The following is a 24,355-nucleotide window of genomic DNA, read 5'->3' on the forward strand; positions in this document are numbered from 1 at the left end:
TCTAACATACGACCGCTCTACACAACAAGATTTGTTTCTATTTGTTGTTAGTAAGTCTACTACATAGGAGAACATCTTATGTCTCGCATTGATTTTACTAGCCTGTGTATATGTATACATAAACTATCGCCTACCTAATCATAGTGTTAACTTAATTTTTAAAATATATTTTTAAAGAAAAATTATACAAGTACAACCAAGAAAAAGATTCATAAAAAAATGTAAATCAAAATTATATTGTTATAGTTTTGATTTACATTAAGGTAGGATATTATTTTAATTGATGCCACAATAAATACTTTACTAAATTACTCGACCATTATTACATTTGTCCAGTAAAAGTTGAATTTGACGCTCCAGCCAGTTCCCCAGAAGCGGATGCGGCAGCAGCGTCTCACCGCTGTACGCATAGTCCAGTTCCTTCAGCCTGCCTGGAATGACGTTCATGGTAAAATAGCCGGCACTCAAAAACAGCGGCGCCACAATAACGCGGGTTCCCTGCTCCTGGCTCCAGTATTTCGCCTTGTCATATACACTCTCCGGATTGAGGAGTGCATAATCCGTATGGGCAACGCCACTGACATCCTGTACCCGCTGTGCGAGTGAGGAGATGCCTGTCTCCCAGCGCTGACGGAATCCATCGTGAATGCTCCCGTGCCCAACCAGTAGAATCGTCTCCTGCTTCGGCTCCCGGGACAGCGATTTCACCTTATCCCACACCATCACGGCAATATCCGGGTCGTTATCCACAGGATAACCGAAATGTACCCTTGCAGTTACCTGAAAGGGTTCCAGATCCGTTTCCCGTTCCGGTGCTTCCTTCGCGCCGATCGCATATTCAATTTCATCCACATGAGTGCTACCAGATGAAACGAATAGCGGTACGACCAATATATCGGTTACGCCCTGTGCTTCCAGTCGGTTGATACCGTCCTGGATCAGGCGTCCTTCCACAAGTTCAAGAAATGAAGCTTCAACAGGCAGATCGTCAGGCAGATTAAGCCGGGAGACCGCGTCATCGACGGATTCTACCCAGGTCTGCTCCTGAGAACCGTGACTAATGATCAGTACACCCGGTTTCTTCATCTTAGCGACCCAGACGTTCTAATGTCATTTTATAACCATCATTGCCATAGTTCAGGCAGCGCTTCACGCGGGAGATCGTAGCTGTACTAGCTCCTGTCTCTGCTTCGATCTGATTATACGTGTTGCCTTTACCAAGCATACGGGCAACTTCCAGCCGCTGGGACATGGATTGAATCTCGTTTACCGTGCAGAGGTCATCAAAAAACACGTAGCACTCCTCAATATCCTTCAGAGTGAGAATGGCCTCAAATAGTTGTTCAATACTTTTATCATTTAGCTTTTTCAGCTGCATTTCATCATCATCCCCTAGCGGTTACTGTGTACCTTCATTGTACTCACACTGAGTTGGTATTTCAAGCGTTAACGATTTCACGCACTACAGAATAAAAATACATGTTACCGCTTCCATTAGGTACTATTGTCCTCCACACGTGGACACCTACCATAATTCCTGCGATATATCCCATTTTCCACCTGTATATTCCCGATTACTTATGTAGGGATTTAACCCTTCTAATTGTTACAATTTTGTGTACACGCTTCCCTTTTCTATGATTATGATCCTCCCTTGTCCCCTGCGCCCAATTCCGCAAATATCCCGTTTTCCGTGACACCCGCCTACGCCGTCTCTCCGCGAATGACATACAGTATAGCAAAAGGGAGTTCCATCAAGGTCTGTTCATGCCTATTTGGACCTGACAGTTGAAGGAACGCATTTCCGAAATCCACTATAGAAGGAACGTGATCGTTCATGCCACAGCATTATTATCATCGCCCGCCCACACCACGGCAGCGTCCGTCTTCCTCTTCACAGCGACAGGCGCACACTTCTGCCTATGCTCCACCCGGTGCGGTACAGCGTTCATTGAATGAAAACCCGGTTCAGCCGATGTACCCCGGAGTAGAACCCTACTATCCGGTCTACGGTGAAGTGGAGGCATCTGCACTTGTACCTTACGGGCAAGGCGCACCTGGAGGTAACCTGTATGGCGGCGCCCCTGTTGCGCCTCCATTACCTGTTGAGACACCTGCGGCTTCCAGCAGTTCCGGGTTCTCACTGGCCAATCTTGGTGAATTAAAAGGAATGATCGACCGCTTCGGCGGAATCGACGGTATTATGAGCGGCATTGGTAAAATGCAGAAGGTTGTCGGCGGCATTCAGCAAATGGCCCCCATGATGAAGCTTGTTATGGGCATCCTGCCTTTTGGAAAAGGGAAAAACAAGAGCAGCCCTGCTGAGACCGACTATGAGGAATACACACCGCCCCGGCCGCGCAAGCGCCGCAAGAAGTCTACTACGACTACACCTCGTCGCCGCAGCAGCAGCACCACTCGTCGCAAAACAACTTCCACCAAGCGCCGTCCCTCAAGCAGCAAACGTTAACCATCTCCCCAGGCACCTCTCCCTTGAATAAGGAAGGTGCCTTCACCTTCTTTGCGAGCAGGCCCGGTTATTGCCTTAGCTGTACAATCCTATCTGATATAAAGTATCTTAAATAAAAAAATTCAGGAACCTATGTTCTTATTTCTGTAAATTAAGGTATACTGTGTAGTAGATAAAGGAGGCGGACCATGGAACTGTTTAAGGATAAATATACGCCCGGATTAATTGATCGGACCGGCGAACTGCTGCATCAATATTACCCTGCCCTGGATAAGGCTCATTTTCGTGATCTCGTGTTTGCCGAAGGCTGGGAACAGGCAGAATTCAAGGCACGTATTCGCCGCATTACACAGGCCCTGACTGAAGTACTGCCCTCTTCCTATGAGGAAGCGCTGCATGTCCTCGAACAGGCGGCACCACAGCTGCGAGGTGTTGAGTATTTGTTTGTCCCTGATTATATCGAGGTGAACGGACTAGCGCCTGAACATTATGAATTGTCCATGAAGTACCTGACGGTCTTCACACCTTATTCCAGCTCGGAGTTTGCGGTGCGCCCGTTTATTGAACGGTATCCGATCGAGACGTTGAGACGGATGATGGAATGGACAAGTAGTGACAACGAGCATATTCGCAGACTTGCCAGCGAAGGAAGCCGCCCTATCCTGCCATGGGGTTCCAAGCTGCGCAGTTTGATTGCAGATCCAACACCAACACTTCCCATTCTCCATGCCTTGAAACAGGACGAGTCCCTCTATGTACGGAAAAGTGTAGCCAACCATCTCAACGATATCTCGAAAGACCATCCTCATCTGGTCCTGGATCTGGCTTCCACCTGGTACGGTCAGCATCCACATACCGACTGGATTGTCCGCCACGCAAGCCGCTCACTGCTCAAAAAGGGGCATCCCAAAGCCCTCGCCCTCTTTGGTTATGTTGAGCAGGATGCCGTGCACGTTGAGCAGCTTCAGCTTGCACGGGATACGATTGCCGTTGGTGAAGAGCTGGAATTCTCGTTCGATGTGGTCAATGAGAGTGGGCAGCCTCAAATGCTGCGGATTGAATATGAGATTGGATATATGAAGGCGAGTGGCAAGCAGGCCCCCAAACGTTTCAAATGCTCGGATAAAACATATCCTGTGGGGAGAAGCAAGGTCGCTACGAAGCAATCGTTCAAGGTGATTACCACCAGACGTTACTATGCCGGACTTCATACTTTGACGATCGTGGTCAATGGACAAGCTACTGCTTCGGCAACTTTCGTTCTTGAAGAATAACAACCGGATTGCGTCAATGAGTTATTCACAGCCCATAACCCCGGATAAAAAGATATTCACATGTGGATATCGTTGATATCCCCCTTAACCGAATGCCTGTCTGTCATAGACTCGCTTCGTTTCATGATCGTTTTCGGTACACCCAACTATAGAAGATACGTTCTGCAACCACAGTACTTGAGGCTTCAACACTCACTTTCTTGAACAGACAACAAGCGATGATCTCTTTGGCCCGGTTAAAACAAGGCACAAAAAGATCATCGCTTCGTTACATCCTATTTCTGTATCCTTATTACCACTTCTACGATTAATCTTTTATTTAAACCATCCGCGCTTCACAAACCAGGCCACCATGCTCCCTCCGAGCACAAACATCAGCAGCAGTACGGCACCATACCCGAACTTCCACTGAAGCTCCGGCATATAGGCGAAGTTCATGCCATAAATGCCGGCAATCAGCGTCAGCGGCATAAATACCGTTGTAATAACGGTGAGTGTCTTCATGATCTGATTCATCCGGTTGGAGTTCAGGGAGATATAACTGTCCCGTAGGTCCGAGGTCATCTCCCGGTCCGCCTCGATCATGTCCGTCAGCTTCAGCAGATGGTCATAGATATCTGTAAAATACGCCGTATGCTCCCCCGTCCGCTGCACATGCTGTGAGTTAATAACCCGGTAGAGCAGATCCCGCATGGGTACCACGGTTCGTCTAAGCTTCAGCAGCCGGCTGCGCAGGTCAAACACCTGATTCATCAAGTCTTCCACGGATTCCTGCCCGCCCCGGTTCTCCAGTTCTGCGAGCTCATCCTCAATCGCAAACAGCGACGGGAAGTAATGATCGACAAGCTTGTCCATCACGGTATAGGCAGCAGCCACCGGTCCACGTGCCCAGATGGTACGTTCATGTGCATGATGCAATATGCGCTCCCATGCCTCATCCACCTCTTCCAGTACACCATGATGAAAGGAAACGAGGAAGTTGGCCCCCAGGAACAAATCCACTTCTTCCGCTTCCAGTGTAGTTGGATTAAGCGCATGTAACACAAGAAACTGTAAATTATCGTAGTAGTCCAGCTTCGGGCGCTGCAGCACATGCAGACAATCCTCGATCGCCAACGGGTGAAAATGAAAATATGTATCCAGCAATCGGCTTTCTTCCTCCGAAGGCTGGTTGAAATCTGCCCAGACCCAGGCATAATCCTGCAGGTCCAGCTGTGTCAGGGGAGTATTGATGGAGACCTGATGATCTCGTGTGATGGCGAGTGTACGAATCATAAATTAGACCACGTCCTTGTCCTATATCCTTTACGCTATTGTATAACTTAATCCTCGAACCGTCTCCTGCCAACACATAACATCCATATTATCCACACAATTCGATTGCTGCAGAGACAACAAAAAAAGCCAACCCTGTTGGCTTCTCTCATTCCCTATCCACAGTTCCCTGTATCCACAGGATAATCTAACGTTTGGTTTATCATTCCACGGATGGCTATCCACATATCCAGCCTGTCCACACGTTCATGCACAGGCTTCTCTATCTTATGATTAAAAAATTGTCCACATATCCCGATATTCACACAGTTATGAACAGCTGTGCCAATCTGTTTCGAATGGCTCTTCAGATCACTTTCTTAGAAAATAATCCAGTACAGCAAGCCTGCGAGTACAGCTGTAATCGGAATGGTAATGAACCACGTAATAATGATACGTCCGGCCAAGCCCCATTTGACAGCAGAGAAACGCTTCGCGGAACCTACACCCAAGATGGCGGATGTAATAGCGTGCGTTGTACTTACTGGAAGATGCAGCAGTGTTGCCGTGAATATAACGGAAGCCGCGGACAAATCGGCAGCAAAACCGTTAATCGGTTCAATTTTGAAGATCTTGGTCCCCATCGTTTTGATGATTTTCCAACCACCAATGGAAGTACCCAGTGCCATCGCCGTTGCCGCAGAGATTTTAACCCAGAGCGGAACTTCAAGATGATCCTGCACACCTGCTGCGACGAGCGCAAATGTAATAATCCCCATGGCCTTCTGCGCATCATTCGTACCATGCGTGAACGCCTGCAGTGCAGCCGTGAAAATCTGTACCGTACGGAAACCCTTGTTCACGGTGTGCGGACTGCGTTTGGCAAAAATATATTTGAGAATGGTCATGACCACATAACCTATGGCAAATGCAATCAGCGGGGATAACAAAAGCCCCTCGACGATCTCGATGAATCCGCCCCATTTTACTTTATCGGAACCTGCACCAACAAATACTGCGCCGGCAAGTGCCCCGATCAATGCGTGTGAGGAAGAAGAAGGAATCCCAAACCACCAGGTCACGAGGTTCCAGATAATCGCGGCAATCAAGGTGACTATGACGACCTCTATCCCGTTATCCAGCTTCGTGGGGTCTGTAACACTTCCTCCGATCGTCTTCGCTACTCCCGTAAACATCATCGCACCGACAAAGTTCATGACCGCTGCGAGAATGATCGCCCGTCGCGGGGTTAGTGCCCGAGTGGAGACCGAAGTTGCAATGGCATTCGCCGTGTCGTGAAAACCGTTGATGAAGTCAAACGCCAGTGCAAGGAAGACGACTATACCTAATACCCAAATCGTTGTTTCCATTATTCTCTGGCTCCTTAAGAATTACGCATAATGATGGATTCCAGCATGTTGGCTACATCTTCACAAGCATCCGTAGTTGTCTCAAGACGCTCGTAAATTTCCTTGCGCTTGATCAGTTCAATCGGATCAGACACGGTAGCGAAGAGATGCTTGATGCACATGCGCAATACTTCGTCGCCCTGGTTCTCCAGATCGTTCAGACGAATTGTATATTCGCGGATCGCCAGCAATTTTTTCTGGGACAGCAAATGGATCGCTTTTTGAATTTCGTAAGCCGATTGGCGCAAAATCTCAGCGAACTGCACGATGAATTCATCCGGGTCAGTCAGTTGGTACATATAGAAACGGGAAGCTGTTGCTTCAAGCCCGTCCAATACGTCATCAAGTGTTGTTGTCAATTCCATGATGTCATCACGCTCGATCGGCGTAATGAATGTTTTGTTGAGCTCCATAATGATCGTATGCACATAGTCATCGCACTTGGACTCATATTTTTTCATTTCATTGGTAAACAGAGTTACATCCTGAAGGTTGGAAACATGCTCAGAGAAATAGTCAGCCGCCTGTACGACAGTATCCGCCATATTCTCTAATGTTTCGAAAAATATATCCTTCTTCTTTATCTTCATCGTCCTATCCCCTTTACGAGAAATTGCTGATAACCGTGAAACATGAAATGACAACCTTTGATATCTTATCATATTTGTTTCATGGTTTGTACAAAAGCTGCGATCCTTTTTTATATTCTTATCACATTAATCTGAAATGAATCTTAATTATTTGGAATGGATGGAAAAATGATGCTCAGATTTTACACTGCGTTTACAAAACACGAACCGACAGGATCCGACTTTCGATTTTGGTCCGCTTATTAATGAAGCAAGCGAAGGAATTTGCTCTTGCATTCAACCTTAATTTTGAACTTGATTTTGGACTTCAATATGACTTGCAAAGTCAGGTTGGTTCGGAACGATACTGATAAAGGTCTGGCCTGGAACCAGGGCTGCCTCTGTCCCATTTTGCATAAAACGAATAATATCACCTGGTTTCTTCACCCACTCACCGCGAACCATCCTGCCTTTTTGAAACAAAATTGCTTCCCCGCCCTGGTTCACATTGACGGACAATCGGCCAACGCTGTCGAGCACCTTGTGATCTGCACCCGCTACAATAATATTCGCTGCTCCAATCTGCTCTCCATTATCCTGATCCTGATCGGGCTTGCCATTCACCAGTCTCATATATCGTCCGCTAACTTCATCATAATCATACGTCACCCGGTAACTATCCAATAAATAATGAATATCGAATTGAGCTGCAGGTTCTCCTGCTGTAGTGGAGCCTTCCTCATTATAGATGTAGACGGGAGACTCGGTATCGTGGCTGTACCCTTTGATGTCTGCTCCCTCTCTAAGCTTGTCCACTGAAGTATAAAGATTGTGCGGTGCCTTCCGATCCGAAGATCGCCAGAAGTAAGGTCCGCTGTTCGAAATTTCATCCATGTGCTGCTTCTGCTGCTTTTGCAAAATGGAATACGCCTCTGGGCTGCCGCCCGCATGTACAAGCACACCATCATAACTCTCGCCCAGTTCAATCAGATACGGACGAATACTCCGTACGGGTCCTACGGTCTCTGCACCACCCTGACTCTGGAAGATCGCTATGAACCGGGTAATTCCCCCCTCTGCGAGCACCTCAATAATGATATCTGCCGAGCTCAGACCGGACTGGGGCCGAGCCGCAGGTGCATTGTTAATCATGACTGCAAGCGGTCTCTGCGTAACAGCCTCCTCAACCGGCAAGCCAGTCAGCGGTGCGGTGAACTTCGGAACTGCCGGTTCTTGGTTCTCTTGTTCCACTTCTACAGGCGCAGGGACCGCTTCCTGCTCCGGCGGCTGCGGTGCTTCCTTACTTTGACAAGCTACCAGGCTTATGGCGAGAATCAGTAATGATGCAGCAGTTGCTACCTTCTTCCATTCGAATGACTTCAATCGTTGTACCTCCTGTACAATGGCCCAGGTCTAAGGTGTGGTTGTTTCTGGATGCGGATAACCATTTCACGTTTTTCTTTCCATTTAATCACACGTACCACCATTTGTCTTTGATATAAGGGCATTTTTCTACCCCACGAATAAGAATTTGAAACGATGAATTGGTCATCATATATGTCTTAAATGTGAACTCATCAAAGCTTACTTAAAATTTGAACTAGATTGTGATTTTTATCACAAACAAAAAGACTGTTGAACTATACAATAAAGACATCAAAGGTGATCACTTAGAAAAACCAAAACAAACAACACACACTAGATTCCATGAAGGAGTGGTTTATATGTTCAGCTTCAACCAATGGCTTAGAGAAAACAAAGTGGCAATGTGGATTTTGACAGTACTTCGGGTATACATCGGTTATGATTGGATGACTCACGGATGGGGCAAATTGACAGGCGGCTTCCAGGCTGGCGGTTTCCTCGCTGGGGCAGTTGAGAAAGCAACAGGCGAAAGCCCAACCGTTCAGGCTTGGTGGGGAACGTTCCTTGAGAAATTCGCAGTACCAAATGCCGGATTGTTCGACTTCATCATCCCGCTTGGTGAATTCCTGGTAGGTGTCGGTCTCATCCTTGGCTGCTTCACCACACTGGCTGCACTGATGGCCCTCGTGATGAACTTCGCGTTCCTCTTCTCGGGTACAGTGAGCACGAATGCACAACTGGTTCTGATGCAGATCTTCCTCGTCGTTGCTGGTGCTAATGCTGGTAAAATCGGTTTGGATCGTTGGGTACTGCCTTACCTTCGCGGATTGTTCAGCCGGAACAAAGGTCATCATCCCAAAGATACACCAACCATAAATACAGCTCGAAAAACAGCGTAACGTCCAAAATACCTTATCGGCCCTGCTCCCCATCCCCCGGGGAACAGGGCATTTTTCATGCCTGACTTGCCCCTGCACAGAATCACGTATTATGATGGAACCAGGAACGAAAGTACATGATTAAAAGGAGTACCCCACATGCCGACCAACCGCCGTCTTGAGACCGAGGCTGACTTCCAGGAAGCCATGGAGCTGCAGCACAAGATCCGGGTATTTAAAAATAACCATCAGATTGATTCCGGTGGTGTCATTATCCGTTTTGACAGCCAAACGATTGTAGTGCAGTCCAGTGTCAGTGAACTTGCCTATCATTCCCGCACCGACTGTGAGTTCTTCGAAATTCGAAAATAGATATAGGCTTACACCAAAAAAGGTTCCTCTGCCCAGAATATTGCTGGGTAAAGGAACCTTTTGTTTTTATTATTCAGTAGCGGTTCATGTCTGAATGTCATCGTATATTGAGGGCCTTACCGTAAAGCAATACTTCGTGTCTGCTCCAAGTTACACGCCGTCACCGAATTGCCAGCAGTTTAAACTAAGTGTTCCATACGGATAAGACTGGAACAAGCGCTTCGCTTTTCGAGACATGTCTGCTGTACCCATGGCATAGAACAAGGGAGCCAAGTGTTCCGTTCCATAAGATGGTACCGCCGTCCGGGCATTCGGAGCTTTTTTGTCATATTGAAACAGCTCTCTCGTGTTCCACTTCTCCAGCCGCTCTTCCATCCAATCATCGAACTCTACGGCCCAATCCTCGGGTGCATCTTCGTCACTACCGAGTAGTCGCAGATTATGAACGGTACCGCCGCTGCCTATGATCAGTACATTGTCATGACGCAGCTGTTCAAGCATCCGGCCAATATCGTACTGCTCCTGCGGTGAACGCAGCGAATCTACAGACACGACAACGACAGGGATATTCGCCTGCGGATACATATGCAGCAGCGGCACCCAGACTCCATGGTCCAGACCTCTGCCTCGAATAGGCTGATGCGGCAGATTGCTGCGTGTAAAGAGGGCGCAGATCTCACTTGCGAGTTCCGAGTGCCCTGGAGCTGGATAATCAATGGTATACATATTAGAGGGGAATCCGTAGAAATCATGCAAGGTCTGATGTGTATCGTCCATCGTCACGGACGGCTCGGGACAATCCCAATGCGCCGTAAATACGACAATGGCTTTTGGAGCCGGCAGCCTGTTTCCAAGCTGTTTCAGAAATTGAGTGTAGTCATTGCTCTCTACCGCCATAGCGGGAGAACCATGCGCAATGAAAAATGCGGGTAATGTCATTGCTGCCAACCTCCAGACACGGATAGAATGGTTACGCTTCTATACTACTCCTCTATTCTACCGCGTAGAAGGCGCTTTTCCAAGCTGACATCCCGAAACGGCCCATCACGCCGTTCCGTCCTCCACTTTATCGTTCTGTTCCCCATACCATTATGTGTTTATGTGCTTAATTGCCTCAAGCGTCCTCCAAGCCATTAAATCATCCAGTGCTGCCAATCCTGTTCGATCTTCTGACGTTCGCCGAGCCATTCCCGGGTACGCGTGATCAGCTGCTCCCGCTCTTTGCCGGAGGAGAAGGTATGATCCCCCTGGAAAATAATCTCCTTGTCGCAGCGCCCTTCCTGACGCATCCAGAATACCTTCTGATACAGGAAAGCATAGTCTACAGGAATAATGTCATCCGATGTACCGTGCACGACCAGAACATCGCCGTTAAACTTAACGGCTTCCTGGAATGGTTGATGCTCAGCCAGAGACTCGAAGAAAGCCGGAGTGAACTTGTAAGCGAGATAATCGGCAGAGCCCTGCTTCACACCCAGATCGTACACCTCACGCCCCGTAATCTTCACAATGTCATTGAACGGATATCCCACCGCAGACCACATGACCAGATTCTTGACGCGTTTATCACGGATGGCCGTCAGAAGAGCAACTGCTCCACCCAGACTGTGACCGATCAAGGTCACACGGGTTGGATCCACATCACTGCAGTTCACTGCGTAATCCAGCACGGAACGGGTCTGGGCGATCATGGAATCCAGCCCTTCAGCTCCATATTCACCACTGCTCTCCCCGCAGCCGATGTAATCGAAGCGCAGTACCAGGTATCCATCCTCAGCCAGTTCACGTGCGGTCTTCACGAACAGGCGGTCCACGCCAATCCGGCTCCCGACAAAACCATGGCAAATGACCGCCAAAGGCACACGCTGCTGGTGATTCCCCTCCTTGATATCCCTGACTACGGGATAATGAATTGTAGCTGTTAATTCTTCCTGTCCATGACGGATACTGATCTGACGCTCCATGCTAATTTCCCCTTTCCATTCTTGCCGTTACTCGTTCATTCATTTGATTGTATATAAATCCGATAAGTTTAATGAGTATTAAGATGTTATTAGTATAATATCATCCCGGGAACCTCAAGTCAACGTGGGGAAACGCCTGTGCAGCAGGCAATTTATGATTTATAGATGGAACGTTATAAAATCTTTAGAATTCGTGTGTATCTTCAATGTATCGGCAAAGTTATGCCTGGATTGAATGAAAAAAATCGAATTCTTCTTGGCATTCTTGTTTTTACGAACATGGAAATTTTAGGTACAATATAAACTCAACTATTCGAAGGAAACGGAGACGGCAGTAAGGAGTAACAGCCTTGAATACGACTGCCAGGAAATCATCATGAACGAAAACATTCTGATTGTAGATGACGAAAAGGATATTGTAGCGCTGATTCATCAGACACTTGCACAGGAAGGGTATAACGTGTCCACGGCATCAAGCGGCACCGAGGCTTTACAGCTTCTCGGTAATCCGCCGGATCTGATTCTGCTGGACATTATGATGCCCGGCATGAGCGGGTTCGAGCTCTGCCGGCTGATTCGGGATGAGGTGAGCTGTCCCATCCTCTTTCTCAGTGCGAGGCAGGCCGAAATGGACCGGATTCAAGGGTTATCCATCGGCGGCGATGATTATATGACGAAGCCGTTCAGTCTTGGGGAATTGAAAGCAAGAGTGGCTGCCCACTTGCGCCGTTCCCGTCGCGATGGCGTTCAGCCGCGCGAGAATGAGCCTGCGTTTTACAGATACGGATCTTTGCAAATGGATCTGAAGGGGCGCACGGTCATGATCATGCAGCATGCCATCCCGCTCACCCTCAAGGAATATGATCTGGTGGAACTGCTGGCCACGCATCCCGGGCAAGTTTTCTCCAAGGAACAGCTGTATGACCGCATCTGGGGTCTCGAGGCAACGGGGGATACTACCACGATTACGGAACATGTCAAAAAAATAAGGGCCAAGCTGGCAGCAGCTGACCCGGATCATGCCTATATCTCGACGGTATGGGGTGTCGGGTACAAATGGGAGCCCGTACGATGATTAAGGAACGCTGGCCGATCAAAAAACAACTCGTCTGGGCATTTGCACTCGTGATGGGGATCAGCATCGTATTGACACTCCTGACCTGGGCCGCCGGGATATCATTTCTCTTCTCCAACCAGTGGCTGCAGCCTGCCAACTATTATGAGTCTCGAATCCCCGACATTCAGCACACTGTGCAGGAGCAGGCGAAGCAGCAGATCAAGTGGACCGACACCGCCAATCAGGCCAAGCTGGAACAGCTGCTGCCTCCGGAAGGCATCACCTATCAGGTTGTGGATACCCATGGAAGCAGAAGATACGGAACGATTCAGGAGCAGATCGTGGAGAACGAAACGGACCTGCTGAGCAGGCTGAATAGCAAAACAATCACAGATAGTACACTTGGGTTAGGCGGACTGGTTACGCTCATCTCGCCACTAAGCGGAGATCACGGAATGTATTCAGGGGCTCTTGTGCTCCAGTACCGATTGGAAACCAGCCCTTCTCCATCCATATCGCCCGTCTGGACGAATACGTTTCTCGTGCTAATGCTGGCTTCTCCCTTCGTATACATTGCGGCAGCAACCTGGTTTGTAGCTGGAAGAGTGGGTCGCAACGTAAACCGGCCGATTCAGGACCTCATTCTGGCTTCCAAACGCATCAAGGAGCAGGATCTGGACTTTATTTTGGATAACCACGCGCCTAATGAGCTCGGACTTCTCTCCGCCTCCTTCGAGGACATGCGCAAGGAACTGAAGAGCGCCCTAACCCGGGAGTGGAAGCTTCAGCAGGAACGGAGTGAACTGATGGGCGCGATCAGCCATGATTTCCGCACACCAATGACGGTGATTCAGGGTCATGTGGAGCTGCTTAAGGATTCACCCGCACATGTTGTTCATACAGCCGAAAGTATGAGCAATCATCTGGACGTCATTGACCATAATGTGAAGCGAATTAATCGGCTCATTCAGGATATGACGGTAGCCGCAGGCACCGATTTTGATTATTTTCCGCTTCGCCGGGAAGCTGTTGATCCTTCCTCCTTCTGGGAAATGAAGCAGCGGGAGATCGGTTTCCTGTGTTCCAGTCAGCGTGTACATTTGGAATTCAAACTCGTGGATCGAAGGGCGGACAGTTCTCCGCCCCTCCAGCTGGATGTACAGCGGGTGGGACAGGTGCTGGATAACTTGGTGGCTAACAGCTTGCGTTATGTACCCCCGCAAGGGGAGATCAGACTACATGTGGATATACAGGATGTTCATATCATGCAGGTTACTGTCTGCGATACAGGGCCAGGCTTTACAGAAGCGGATCTGCCGCATTTGTTTGACCAGTTCTATCATGGCCACCGGGGACAGACCGGACTGGGCCTGTTCACGGCCCAACGCATCGTGGAGAAGCACGGTGGAACCATTTGCGCCAGTAACCTGCCTGAAGGTGGTGCATGCATCTCTTTTAAACTCAATACTGCAGGGTGATCACGGATTTAATGTCCTATTCGTAGCTCCGGCGAAACATCTCATGGGTCTCTACTTGACCTTCCCAGCGATGCTCACGGGCAAAATCGGAACTCTCCCAGAAGCTGCCCGTTTTATCGGGCCCCTCTCCAAGCTCGACTGCAAACTCGGTATCCTCTGCAGGCCCTTGTCCCATGGGAACCACTTCATCCTTCACGCCACGGGAGTTGCTGTTCAGCAGCAGCTTCCGTGTTAATTCGTTGTTATTATGATTGGCTTGATTCATGTCTGCACACTCCCATTACTGTTTTTTCATTTGAAATGCTACTATTGTGTTGGAATCGGCCAGCCTTTATTCATCCTTCACACAATCGTTGGATATGAGCTCGGCCTATGAATATTTCACAGGAAAAATGGGGAAATTAACCGATAATATGTACATGCATAATGACCTCGGATTCCTTCCGGCGAAAGGGATAGAATTCATGGAACATCTTATCGAATGGATACGTGATCATGGCAAGCTGGTGTTGTTATGCACCTGTGTCATTCTGGCCTGCGTAGGGCTATGGCTGAATCACAAGCAGCTTTTTTATAAGGAATGACTTTGCGAAACGAGAGCCCTTCCCGTATACTAAAATACCGTCAGGGTCTTCAGGAGACTGGGGACCTGTAACGTGTTCAGACAGGGGGAGCAATCATTGGGGATTTCCTATAAAAAGCTTAAAGAAATACAAAACCGGCAGATGACCGAGATGAGCCGGATGACGCCTGAAAATGTAAAATTGTTCGACCAGATTAGCGGCATTGCCCGCCGCACCGACGCAGATGAAAGAACGCAGGAAGAATGGATTTTGGCTGAAGGAAAAGCCATTGTACAAGCCCAGCGGGACGGACAATCTGCCCGGGAACGATATGGAGCGGACCTGGAACAGGATATCCATACACGCCTGAATGCAGGTGTAGGAGCATCAAGTTCTTCGTCCGTATTTGTGGGTAGGAACTCATCGAAAAAAACGAACGCCGATAAACCAGCTAAGCCAGCTGCAGCATCTAAGGACAATGAAGATATGAACGGAGAGGATTCCGGCCCAGTTAAACGTACACCCAAGTGGTATGTGATGATTGCCTGGGCAGCCATTTCCTTTGTCATGCTCATTCAGGGCGCAGCCGGGCTATTTATCGGCTGGAGCGGTGGAGATACGGAACCATTCAGTCATATCAGTCTGTTTTCGATTATCATTTCAGCGGTTGGCGGGATTGCTCTAGTAGAGATGCTTCGCCGCCTGGCGGAAAGGCCGGATGATCAAGGCAAGGATATGACCACCAAGCCCCAGGTTAACCTGAAAGGCATTGCGATCTATATCGTCATTGTTGTGCTTGTCCTGTTCGTCGGTTATCCGCTGCGGGACAGTCTTCCGGTATTTTACTTAGCCCCGTGGGTTAGTCTTGTGATTGGTATCGTGGGGCTTGCTCTACTGAGACCGCTCTTCGGGCAGAAAAAGAAATAAACCAAAAAGGGGCCATGATGGCCCCTTTCTTCATTACTCGTCTTTTTTTCAAACCTATCCTCGAAAGTACCTTTCAAAGCGTTGGTGTCACATCGGGTTCGCCTTTTTCAGTACTGGACTGGTTCCGCTGTTTGATCCCCTTGCCAGGCGTTTCACCGAATTCGCGTTTGAACATGCGGATAAAATAGTTAACCTCCATGCCAACCATCTCTGCCGCCTCTCTCACACTTGCACGTGGATGCTTGTCCAGCCATTCGGATGCTTTTTGCAATCTCAAATGCTGCATATATTGATGCCCGGTCACACCCTGGCGCTGATGAAACAAACGATTGAGATGCTGCACGGAGTATCCCACGGCTTCAGCTACATGCTTTAATAACAGATCATCCTGGTAGTGGGCATGCATCAATGCAACCGCACGGGTAAATGCCTCACTTCCCGGATCGGACTCGCGCTGATCAGACACCACAGAGATACGACTCGTTTCAGATAAATCCGCTCTCTCCTGCGTCGATACGGACCTGGCGATGTCCAAAATGAACTGGTAGACGATAAGTGACGTATCCCAGACACCAGACTTCCCATCGTCCAGCCCATGCCAGAGGTCCGCCATTCGCGACCAGAACTGTTCAAAGTCGGATAGGGCTCTCGGCCCCTCATGCAATAACCCGGCTGATTGGAGCACCGATCCGGCTGATCTGCCGCCAATCCCGATATACCCGAGCTCCCCGTTCGTCCTGGAATGCGGGTAAAACTCATGGGCTACTCCCGGTTCGCCTACCCACAATTGGCCAGCTCCTACAGGCCACGAACCCCTCCCCGGAATTTTAAGTTCGCCTGCGGCGCTGCGCGACAGGAAGAGCTGATGCACCGGAAACCCTTCCGGCCTGAGCTGCACTTTCTGCTCGTGTGTTCCAATACAATACAGATACAGAGGCAGCCGGGAATCCGGCAGCCCGGTCAAGCGAAATGCAAGCATCCCATCATTCCTTTCCGGATCATGCGCTTCTTCCCTCCATTATCCTCCTGCTGGCCCGGCCCAGCAATGGCCTAGAGAACCTTTTTGACGACAAAAATTGTACAGCGACCTTTGTATCTTTCCATAATAAAATAATCCCTCTCTCTGTCCGAGAAAGGGATTATTTATGAGTTCATTCGTATGCTTGAGAGTTAACTCTGTTTGTTGCCTATCAGGCCGGATTGTTGGTAGACGATTCATTTCCAGCAGGTGCTTGAGTATCACCTGAACCATTCGTACCGCTCTCCGGATTGGTTATTGGTGTACCGGGATTGCCGCTCCCTTGATCGGTGCTAGGTGCCGGAATGTCAAAGCTGGATTCGTCCGACTTGGTATTAGTATTCATTTTCGAATCACTTGCTACGGACACGACCAAAATTTTGTATTTCCCTGTAGAAAAAGCAGCTCCATCTGAATCTAGAGTTCCCATATCAAGGGTCACTGATGCGGGGTTACCTCCACCAGTACTTACACTTGTTACTGCTTTCCCAGCATCCACTTTATCGTTCGATGCTTTAACAATGAATACATCATAACGCGAAATTCCAGACTCATTGCTAGGCTTGTTAAAATTAACATTAATGGACGAACCACTCACTGTGGCTGACACACTCGTTACTTTTTCAACAGGTACTGGTGTCTGCTTCTTCGCATTTATCGTGAAGGTTGGCGATGAAGCCAAGCTGGATTCACGTTTGGTGTCTGATGATTCAGAGAGAATGTAAGCAGTGTATGCTTTGCCTGCTACAATAGTTTGGCCGTTGATATCAAGTAAAGCATTTGTAAGCAAGGAAGGACTTCCGTTAATCTCTACCGATCTATTGTTATTGCCTTTTGCAATGGATTTTGCTGTGTTAAGATCAAATGCGCTGCCCGTAGGAGCAACCATCAAAACATAACGCCCAATTCCTGTTTTTGAAGAAGGTTCACTATAATTTACGGTTACATCCGTTGCATCCCCAGCTGCTTGCTCTTCTTTTTTAACTTCGACTTTCACATTATTCACTGCGCCAACAGCTGTATTGGATGCGAGTGTAATTACATTGGAGCCAGATGACAATGCATTCGCAAGAGAAGCATTACCATTCACCGCCATGACATACACCCGATAACCCACACCGTTTACAATTGGACTACCATCCACTGTTTTCGAGTTGCTTGTGAAGTTCACCGTCTGATTGCTTCCATTCTTGCTGACATACGTATAATTCGCACTGCCCACAGCATTTGCAGCCGACAGATTGAAGCTGGTATTCGTGGATTTCACGACAAACACCCGGTAGTGATTCACATTGGTCTCATCCGCCGATTTGGTGAACGTTACGCGCAGATCGCGTCCGTCCTGATTATCGCCGATATCGCTTGCCGCTACGTTACTCGGAGCTGTTATCGCTGCATTTGGAGTCAATGTAATCTGTGACGAGTACGAAGACAACGCGTTCTGACTGGAGTTGCCGCTTGTGCTTACCGACAAGACGAACACACGATAAGTCACGTTATTGGAAACTCTGTATCCATTCGTATCTACCATGCTGCTTGGCAGTGTAACCGACAGGTTGCCACCCGTTTTGTTCACTTGGTAGTAGTTGTTCGAAGCATTAGCCGCGCTCAGGGTGAAGCTTCCTGCGTTACCGGAACGAACCACGTACACCCGGTAAGCCGAAACTCTGGACTCATCCGATGCTCTGTTGAAAGATACCCGCAGATCCCGTCCATCACCATAGTCACTGACATCCGAGACTGCCAGGTTATTAACAGCTCCTGCATTTCCATTCGTCGTCAATCTCAGTAAAGTGGAGGAAGAGGACAACGCATTGGTGTAGTTGTTTTGCTGATTGCCCACAGCCATGACGTAAATCCGGTAATCCTGCAGATTCGTTACGTTATAACCGCTTGTATCTTTCATTGATGAAGGCAATGTTGTGGTAATATTGCTGCCTGTTTTGTTCACGGTATAGTACAGGCTCGAAGACAGATTGCTTGCCGTCGCCAGATTGAAGCTGCTGGCCACCGAGTTGCGCACAACGAAGATGCGGTAGCTCGCTACCTTGGATTCGTCGGAAGAGCGATTGAAGCTCACCAGAATGTCACGACCATCTCCATAGTCTGAATTATCCTTGACTTGTGTAATGACTGGCGCCGTTGCCGTATTCACGCCAAGTGTCAGTGAAGAGGATACGGAAGACAGCTTGTGGTCTGCAGCGGCCGCATTGGAGCTGACCGACATGATGTATACGACATAGGCGGTGCCGCTGCGAATTAATTCCCCGGACGTATCACGCGTGGAAGAGGTGAGCTGACTTTTGACCGCTGTGTTGTTTCCTTTATAGATGATCGTTGAATTCGAGCTGGATACTTTATTCGCCGCAGTCAGATTGAAGGATGAAGCATCCTTCGCTTTGACGACAAATGCACGATAATAGGTAATATTCGACGTGCTGCTTGGCTGATTGAAGTTGATCTCCAGGTCACGACCATCTCCGTAGTCACTGATATCGGCAATGCGAAGACTGGTGACCGGCTGAACTGTTGTTTTCACATTATTTAATTTCAAAGACTGGGCAGACCAAGCAAGTACATTTTTGTAACTATTGCTGCTGTTGCCCATGGTCAGGACATACAAACGATAGGTTTCACTCGTATTCAGCAGATCTCCGTTAACGTCACGTGTCTGCGCATTCAGGGTCAATTTCGGGTTACTGCCATTTGGAGACACCGAAGTGTAGTTGCCAGATGGCACCACTGAAGCAGCAGACTCGTTGAAGCTGTTCACATCACGGGTTTTCACCAGCATAATGCGATATTCGGATACAGCCTTTTCTGATGTTGGGCGCGTGAAGCTTACCGTCAGATCCCGACCATCTCCGTTACTTCCCGAAACGGATCCGTAGATGTTCCAGGCCGCAGCTTTCGTGTCATCGACAGGAGGCGTGGACGTTGTTTTGATATCCACCCGCTGTTGGCGGGAGTTCCAGAATACTTTCTCTCCAAATGCTTCACTCACAAAGCGAATAGGGACCATCGTGTTACCCTTGATCGTACTCGCAGGCACGTCCAGCGAGACCGCTTCTCCGTTAATATAAGCTGTCTTGGAACCCAGTGTCAGTGAGACCTCCTGATCTCCGCGAGTCGCTGTAATGGTTTTGGTTTTGTTCGTATATCCCACTTTAGCATCCAGTCCTTCAAAAATGGACCTTAGCGGAACCAACACCCGTCCGGCTTTCATGACAGGCGCTTGCGCAGAAGAGAGCTCGGCATCATTGATATAGATACTGATTCTTGCTGCTGCATCGATTACTGTTGCTGGCAAGGCTGACATCAGCATGGCTGATACGGCCAGTGCGGACATGACCTTTTTAACTTGACGTCCTCCGGCTTTTTTCATATTGAATATCCCCATTCTCTTTTTAGATGATGAATTGAATTGTATTAGAGCGGATTTCACTTGATTTTATTCCTGTAATTTCCTGTGCACATCTAAGACGTCTGAACCTGATCAAAAGTTTCCAATCGCTCAAAAAATATTTTCGCAGAAAAGTTCTTCCACCATCTACCTGCGAAAGGTTAAAAATAACAGAACATTTTGTCATTATTCCGAAACAACATCCGCAGAAAATTGGGTTAATGTATAAACAATCAATCCGTTTCATTTTCAAAATTCACGGGAGGTTTACAACAATGACATCATTGTACTCATCTGCCAGACGCCAAGGGCTCCGCATGTTCATGACGGTCACAGCTGTTGCTGTATTAATGCAGACCGGTGCCGCTGGGATCACGGCAATGGCTGCTGCAGCCCCATCCGATTCCGATGTGAAAGTAACCACCAGTAGTTCGACCGCCATTTATAACACATTTCAATCCACACTCCAAAAAAAGAACGGCTTATCCGCTGCTGACACCTATCTGGAAGCCAATATCGATAAAGTAACTACCCATCACGCGACCCTAATTGTACTGCAGTTGGAGAATGCCCGCATCAAGGGATTAACTGCCATGACGGACCGCATGCTGGTTCCCAATGTTCAGGATAAGATGATCAAGGCCTACAAGTGGAAGGACAGTTTCACCCAGCTGATGGAGCGTACCAAAGACTCGGAACTCCGCGCATTGCTGAAGGAAGCCCGGGACAGCGGTTACCGCCTTGTGATGCTGGAAGGCTCCCTCTATCCGATCATGAATTATATGGCTTTTCAAAAATATAATTCGCATGTCAAACCGGATATCAAACAGTACATCAACATCATGGCGGTCGAGACTGGCAACCTGGCTGCTGAGGATGGCGCACTCATCATTGGTTATCAGGAAATGCTGAATCGGGCATTGAATCAGGAACGTTTCTTGCAGGATTATCCGAAGTCTAATCGGGTCAAGCAGGTACGAACTTTGCTGAACAATTATACGCTGTATACCTTTTATGGCCTGAACAATACACCATTGTTTGATTACGAAACCAACTCCATGGTGGCGAATGCCCAAAAAGGGTACATGGCTGTGCTGCAGCGGAATCCATCCGAGGATAGTGACTTGCTGGCTAAACTGGGTGCCTTCATGGACGTCGTAACCGATGCCAAATACCAAAAGACTTCCGCTGTAGAAAAGTGGCTGGATCAGAAAGTTCCTACCGGCAGCTACACCGGATTCTAAAACCATTCATCCCATTAAAAATGCATCCGCTGCAAAATGAAAAACCGCCACAGGATACGCTCCCATGGCGGTTTTTCAGTGTGATCAACCCTGCTGAATCGGCTTGATCATATGGTTATATTCATGTCCTGCAATGACAATGACATCATCCTTCGTATAGCCCTGCCGTTCATACAGCATCAAGGCACGTCCATTATCACGTTCGACAATAAGAGCCACCCGTTCATGCCCGAGTTCCCTTCCCTGCTGCTCAAAAGCAGCCATCAGAGCCCGGCCGATCCCCTGTCCCTGATAGGATTCGCTTACCGACAGCGTATCCAGATAATATTCGCCGGGACGAGTTTCTTTGATTATTGCATACTTCTCATCCTGACTGCGTCCTGGCCGATCCAGAATCGGCTGGTCCAGACGATCCGCTTCACTACCGTCGTAGGCTACGAGAATACCGGCAATGTCCTTATCATGTTCCATCACCGTTACATGGCGATAGCTGATCCGGTTGTCCTCCTGCATATAAAACTGCTTCAGAATCTGCATTGCCTGCTCGTGATCGGACTCGCCCGCCAGCGCATAAGCAATGTCTCCTATCGCCTGATAGAGCAGTGGAATGACTTGATCTGCATCCTCCCTGCGTGCTGGCCGCAGCTGGAGATGGGGTTCATTGCTGCCCGGTTGCTTCACCTGATCACTCATCAGATTAACATGTTGAAGAGGTTCAGATTTTTGTTCAGCTCGGTATAGGCAATGCCTTTGCGATTCATGCGTTCAATCAGAGGCTGATAGTCTTCCTTGTACATGAGCTCAATGCCTACCAAGGCAGGACCATTCTCTTTGTCATGCTTCTTCGTATATTCAAACCTGGTGATATCGTCATTCGGTCCGAGCACTTCCTCCAGGAATTCACGCAAAGCACCGGCGCGCTGCGGGAAATTCACCATAAAGTAATATTTCAGACCTTCATAGATCAGGGAACGTTCCTTGATCTCCTGCATCCGGTCGATGTCGTTGTTACCGCCGCTAATTACGCAGACTACGGTCTTGCCCACAATTTGCTCACGATATTGCTCCAGTGCAGCAACAGCCAGTGAACCGGCGGGTTCAACCACGATTGCATTTTCATTATACAGCTCAAGGATGGTCGTACAAGCCTTGCCCTCAGGCACCTTCACGATGTCATCCAGCGTGCTGCTGCAAATGTTGTAAGTCAGGTCTCCTACCCGCTTCACTGCAGCGCCATCCACGAATTTATCGATATCATCAAGCGTGACAACCTGTTTGCGGAACATGGCCTCACTCATGGAAGCAGCGCCGAGAGGCTCCACACCAATAATGCGCGTTTCCGGGCTGACCGTCTTCATGTAGGTTCCGACGCCAGCAGCGAGACCACCGCCGCCAATCGTAACGAATACATAATCTGCATCCTCATCGAGGCTTTCCATGATCTCCATCGCAACCGTACCATTACCCGCAATAATTTTGGGTTGGTCAAACGGATGAATGAACGTCATCCCCTGTTCATCACATGCACGCATAGCTTCTGCATACGCATCATCATACGTATCCCCAATCAGCACGACTTCTACGTTGCTGCCGCCGAAGCGTCGTACCTGTTTGACCTTTTGATTCGGTGTTGTGCTCGGCATGAAGATTTTGCCGTGTATTCCGAGGGCGTTACAGGAAAAGGCAACACCCTGTGCATGGTTCCCTGCGCTTGCGCAGACAATGCCCTTCTCCATTTCAGCCGGAGTCAGACTGCGGATCATATTGTAGGCACCACGAATTTTGAAAGAGCGCACCACTTGCAGATCTTCCCGCTTGAGATACACATTGCAATTATATTTGGTCGACAATACAGCATCCCGCTGCAGAGGCGTTCTTACAATAACTTCACGCAGCACATGATGTGCGCGTACGATATCTTCCATGCCAACACCGGCATGGCCGGAATTTTTATTTTCCGTTGATTCTTGTTCCACTGGTTTCATCTCTTCTCCACACTCCGCTTTGTCTTGGTTGGCAATGCAAGCATTGCTTTTTCTGTTATTGTATCACTTTTGACCTAAGCTTGCGCCAAGGCCTCAACGATTTGCCATCCGCAAAATTTCATCAATAATAATCTGCGGGTCGGTAAAGGTGACCATATGTCCCGATTGACCTGCTTCGATCCAATGTCCGTTCGCGAGCTCTTGGGCTGTCTTGCGGTGAGCCGACACAATGGCAGGTCTAATTTTATGCTCTCCCTGTCCTGCCTTAGTGCCAGAAATAATCCGGACTTCCAGATCTCCCAACTTAGGAGGAGTATTCCGCATTGAGGCCAAATCATCCAGAAACGCCACCGATTCAGCAGCCATGGTACGTGCTGCCTGTACAGTGAAGTCTTCCTCTCGGTGATCTCGTGCAACATCGTCCGGTTGAACCTGGCCCGGTTTGCTGCCCATTTTCCGATACAGCCCTGTACGTGCCATCCAAGGAAGCAGCCAACGGTTCACGGCAAAACTGGTTTTGGCCAGAGCGGAGAAATACAAGTCACAGTTCTCGTCGGATGGATCGACCAGTATCAGTCCTCTAATGCGAGACAGATCCGCAGCTGCCGCAGCTCTGACGACTGGCCCTCCCCAGCTGTGCCCCACCAGAATGAAAGGGCCTGGCCCAAGTGCTGTCAGCAGATCGCCCAGATCCTCGGTAAGCCTGCGGAGAGTCCGCTGCTCCGTGTCGGCCTCACTCCGTCCCAACCCGGAACGATCATAGACCACAGACTTTGTATGTTCGGCCACTTGAGGCGCCACAAGTCCCCACGCCGATCTGGAAAAGCCCATGCCTGATTCAAAAACAACGATGGGGTGACCGGCTCCCTTCGACATATAATGAAGCTTGCGGCCATCTCGTGTGTGGATAAATGCACTTGAACCATACGAATGATTGGCATGAATAGCGTTCATAGTCCCCTCCTGCCCTGTTTACGAACGTTGTCATTTCTAGTCCTATCGCTCTAAATGAAAATGATTATCAATTACTTAAGTATAGGATAATTCCTCCTGTAAAAGCAAACCAAAAACCCGATCCATTCAAGGATCGGGTCTATATTAAACTGGAGAATTAAGTCGATTATA

Annotated in this window: 22 protein-coding genes; 8 read left to right on the forward strand and 14 right to left on the reverse strand. The window is 48.6% G+C overall.

Translation table 11 applies throughout. The features are described 5' to 3' along the window. Positions 1-303: 303 nt before the first annotated feature. Positions 304-1,086: a sirohydrochlorin chelatase gene (locus GUA98_RS13645; RefSeq protein WP_193723365.1), complete on the reverse strand. Its 783-nt coding sequence runs from the start codon at positions 1,084-1,086 to the stop codon at positions 304-306. A gap of 1 nt (position 1,087) precedes the next feature. Further along, positions 1,088-1,378, reverse strand: coding sequence for a YerC/YecD family TrpR-related protein (locus tag GUA98_RS13650; protein WP_017690665.1), 291 nt, complete (start codon positions 1,376-1,378; stop codon positions 1,088-1,090). A 459-nt stretch (positions 1,379-1,837) separates the two neighbouring features. Between GUA98_RS13650 and GUA98_RS13655 the strand changes: the two genes are divergently transcribed. Together GUA98_RS13655 and GUA98_RS13660 are read left to right on the forward strand one after the other, a co-directional pair. Next, entirely contained in the window at positions 1,838-2,470 is a 633-nt protein-coding gene (locus GUA98_RS13655) for a tyrosine protein kinase (RefSeq protein ID WP_227779615.1), read from the forward strand. Positions 2,471-2,658: 188 nt separating this feature from the next. Next, positions 2,659-3,744 (forward strand): DNA alkylation repair protein, encoded by a 1,086-nt coding sequence (locus GUA98_RS13660; RefSeq protein ID WP_193723366.1) that lies wholly within the window; start codon positions 2,659-2,661, stop codon positions 3,742-3,744. A 315-nt stretch (positions 3,745-4,059) separates the two neighbouring features. On the opposite strand, the gene corA is transcribed toward GUA98_RS13660, so the two are convergent. The 4 genes from corA to GUA98_RS13680 form a co-directional block, all read right to left on the reverse strand. Continuing rightward, on the reverse strand, positions 4,060-5,019 hold the full coding sequence (gene corA / locus GUA98_RS13665; protein ID WP_153976901.1) for a magnesium/cobalt transporter CorA: 960 nt from the start codon (positions 5,017-5,019) through the stop codon (positions 4,060-4,062). Between the two features lie 359 nt (positions 5,020-5,378). After that, entirely contained in the window at positions 5,379-6,368 is a 990-nt protein-coding gene (locus GUA98_RS13670; protein WP_095288483.1) for an inorganic phosphate transporter, read from the reverse strand. A 14-nt stretch (positions 6,369-6,382) separates the two neighbouring features. Further along, positions 6,383-6,997, reverse strand: coding sequence for a DUF47 domain-containing protein (locus GUA98_RS13675; RefSeq protein WP_095288482.1), 615 nt, complete (start codon positions 6,995-6,997; stop codon positions 6,383-6,385). A 282-nt stretch (positions 6,998-7,279) separates the two neighbouring features. Further along, positions 7,280-8,359, reverse strand: coding sequence for a DUF3048 domain-containing protein (locus GUA98_RS13680; RefSeq protein WP_193723367.1), 1,080 nt, complete (start codon positions 8,357-8,359; stop codon positions 7,280-7,282). A 341-nt stretch (positions 8,360-8,700) separates the two neighbouring features. On the opposite strand from GUA98_RS13680, the gene GUA98_RS13685 reads away from it, so the two are divergent. Further along, positions 8,701-9,240, forward strand: coding sequence for a DoxX family protein (locus GUA98_RS13685; protein WP_193723368.1), 540 nt, complete (start codon positions 8,701-8,703; stop codon positions 9,238-9,240). A gap of 138 nt (positions 9,241-9,378) precedes the next feature. After that, entirely contained in the window at positions 9,379-9,591 is a 213-nt protein-coding gene (locus GUA98_RS13690; protein WP_193723369.1) for a hypothetical protein, read from the forward strand. A 150-nt stretch (positions 9,592-9,741) separates the two neighbouring features. Here GUA98_RS13690 and GUA98_RS13695 read toward each other — a convergent pair whose 3' ends face one another. Next, the gene (locus GUA98_RS13695) at positions 9,742-10,530 is read right to left on the reverse strand and encodes a DODA-type extradiol aromatic ring-opening family dioxygenase (RefSeq protein ID WP_193723370.1); all 789 of its coding nucleotides are present in this window, start codon (positions 10,528-10,530) and stop codon (positions 9,742-9,744) included. 194 nt (positions 10,531-10,724) lie between these two features. Next, a complete protein-coding gene (locus GUA98_RS13700; RefSeq protein ID WP_095288477.1) occupies positions 10,725-11,555 on the reverse strand; it encodes an alpha/beta hydrolase in 831 nt (276 codons plus the stop codon). A gap of 376 nt (positions 11,556-11,931) precedes the next feature. Between GUA98_RS13700 and GUA98_RS13705 the strand changes: the two genes are divergently transcribed. Then, on the forward strand, positions 11,932-12,630 hold the full coding sequence (locus GUA98_RS13705; protein WP_193723371.1) for a response regulator transcription factor: 699 nt from the start codon (positions 11,932-11,934) through the stop codon (positions 12,628-12,630). Then, positions 12,627-14,090: a sensor histidine kinase gene (locus GUA98_RS13710; RefSeq protein WP_193723372.1), complete on the forward strand. Its 1,464-nt coding sequence runs from the start codon at positions 12,627-12,629 to the stop codon at positions 14,088-14,090. The genes GUA98_RS13705 and GUA98_RS13710 overlap by 4 nt, the downstream gene beginning before the upstream one ends. Before the next feature lie 16 nt (positions 14,091-14,106). On the opposite strand, the gene GUA98_RS13715 is transcribed toward GUA98_RS13710, so the two are convergent. Continuing rightward, positions 14,107-14,355 (reverse strand): hypothetical protein, encoded by a 249-nt coding sequence (locus GUA98_RS13715; RefSeq protein ID WP_193723373.1) that lies wholly within the window; start codon positions 14,353-14,355, stop codon positions 14,107-14,109. Positions 14,356-14,770: 415 nt separating this feature from the next. Here GUA98_RS13715 and GUA98_RS13720 point away from each other — a divergent pair, with 415 nt between their 5' ends. Continuing rightward, complete coding sequence (locus GUA98_RS13720; RefSeq protein ID WP_193723374.1) at positions 14,771-15,580, forward strand: hypothetical protein; 810 nt, start codon at positions 14,771-14,773, stop codon at positions 15,578-15,580. A gap of 73 nt (positions 15,581-15,653) precedes the next feature. Here GUA98_RS13720 and GUA98_RS13725 read toward each other — a convergent pair whose 3' ends face one another. Continuing rightward, positions 15,654-16,559: an AraC family transcriptional regulator gene (locus GUA98_RS13725; protein WP_193723375.1), complete on the reverse strand. Its 906-nt coding sequence runs from the start codon at positions 16,557-16,559 to the stop codon at positions 15,654-15,656. Between the two features lie 211 nt (positions 16,560-16,770). Next, positions 16,771-19,983 (reverse strand): copper amine oxidase N-terminal domain-containing protein, encoded by a 3,213-nt coding sequence (locus GUA98_RS13730; protein WP_193723376.1) that lies wholly within the window; start codon positions 19,981-19,983, stop codon positions 16,771-16,773. Positions 19,984-20,276: 293 nt separating this feature from the next. Between GUA98_RS13730 and GUA98_RS13735 the strand changes: the two genes are divergently transcribed. Then, positions 20,277-21,245, forward strand: coding sequence for a hypothetical protein (locus GUA98_RS13735; protein ID WP_193723377.1), 969 nt, complete (start codon positions 20,277-20,279; stop codon positions 21,243-21,245). Positions 21,246-21,329: 84 nt separating this feature from the next. Here the strand turns inward: GUA98_RS13735 and GUA98_RS13740 are convergent, their stop codons facing one another. The 3 genes from GUA98_RS13740 to GUA98_RS13750 all read right to left on the reverse strand — a co-directional run bounded on the left by GUA98_RS13740 (position 21,330) and on the right by GUA98_RS13750 (position 24,184). Beyond that, positions 21,330-21,938 carry a GNAT family N-acetyltransferase gene (locus tag GUA98_RS13740; RefSeq protein ID WP_193723378.1) on the reverse strand — a complete coding sequence of 203 codons (609 nt, stop codon included), beginning with the start codon at positions 21,936-21,938 and terminating at the stop codon, positions 21,330-21,332. Then, positions 21,938-23,230 (reverse strand): threonine ammonia-lyase IlvA, encoded by a 1,293-nt coding sequence (ilvA, locus tag GUA98_RS13745; RefSeq protein WP_127538332.1) that lies wholly within the window; start codon positions 23,228-23,230, stop codon positions 21,938-21,940. The genes GUA98_RS13740 and ilvA overlap by 1 nt, the downstream gene beginning before the upstream one ends. A 93-nt stretch (positions 23,231-23,323) precedes the next feature. Continuing rightward, positions 23,324-24,184 carry an alpha/beta fold hydrolase gene (locus tag GUA98_RS13750; protein WP_193723379.1) on the reverse strand — a complete coding sequence of 287 codons (861 nt, stop codon included), beginning with the start codon at positions 24,182-24,184 and terminating at the stop codon, positions 23,324-23,326. Positions 24,185-24,355 lie beyond the last annotated feature (171 nt).

It is taken from the genome of Paenibacillus sp. P13VS, assembly GCF_015143645.1.
In the GTDB taxonomy this organism is placed as follows: domain Bacteria; phylum Bacillota; class Bacilli; order Paenibacillales; family Paenibacillaceae; genus Paenibacillus; species Paenibacillus xylanilyticus_A.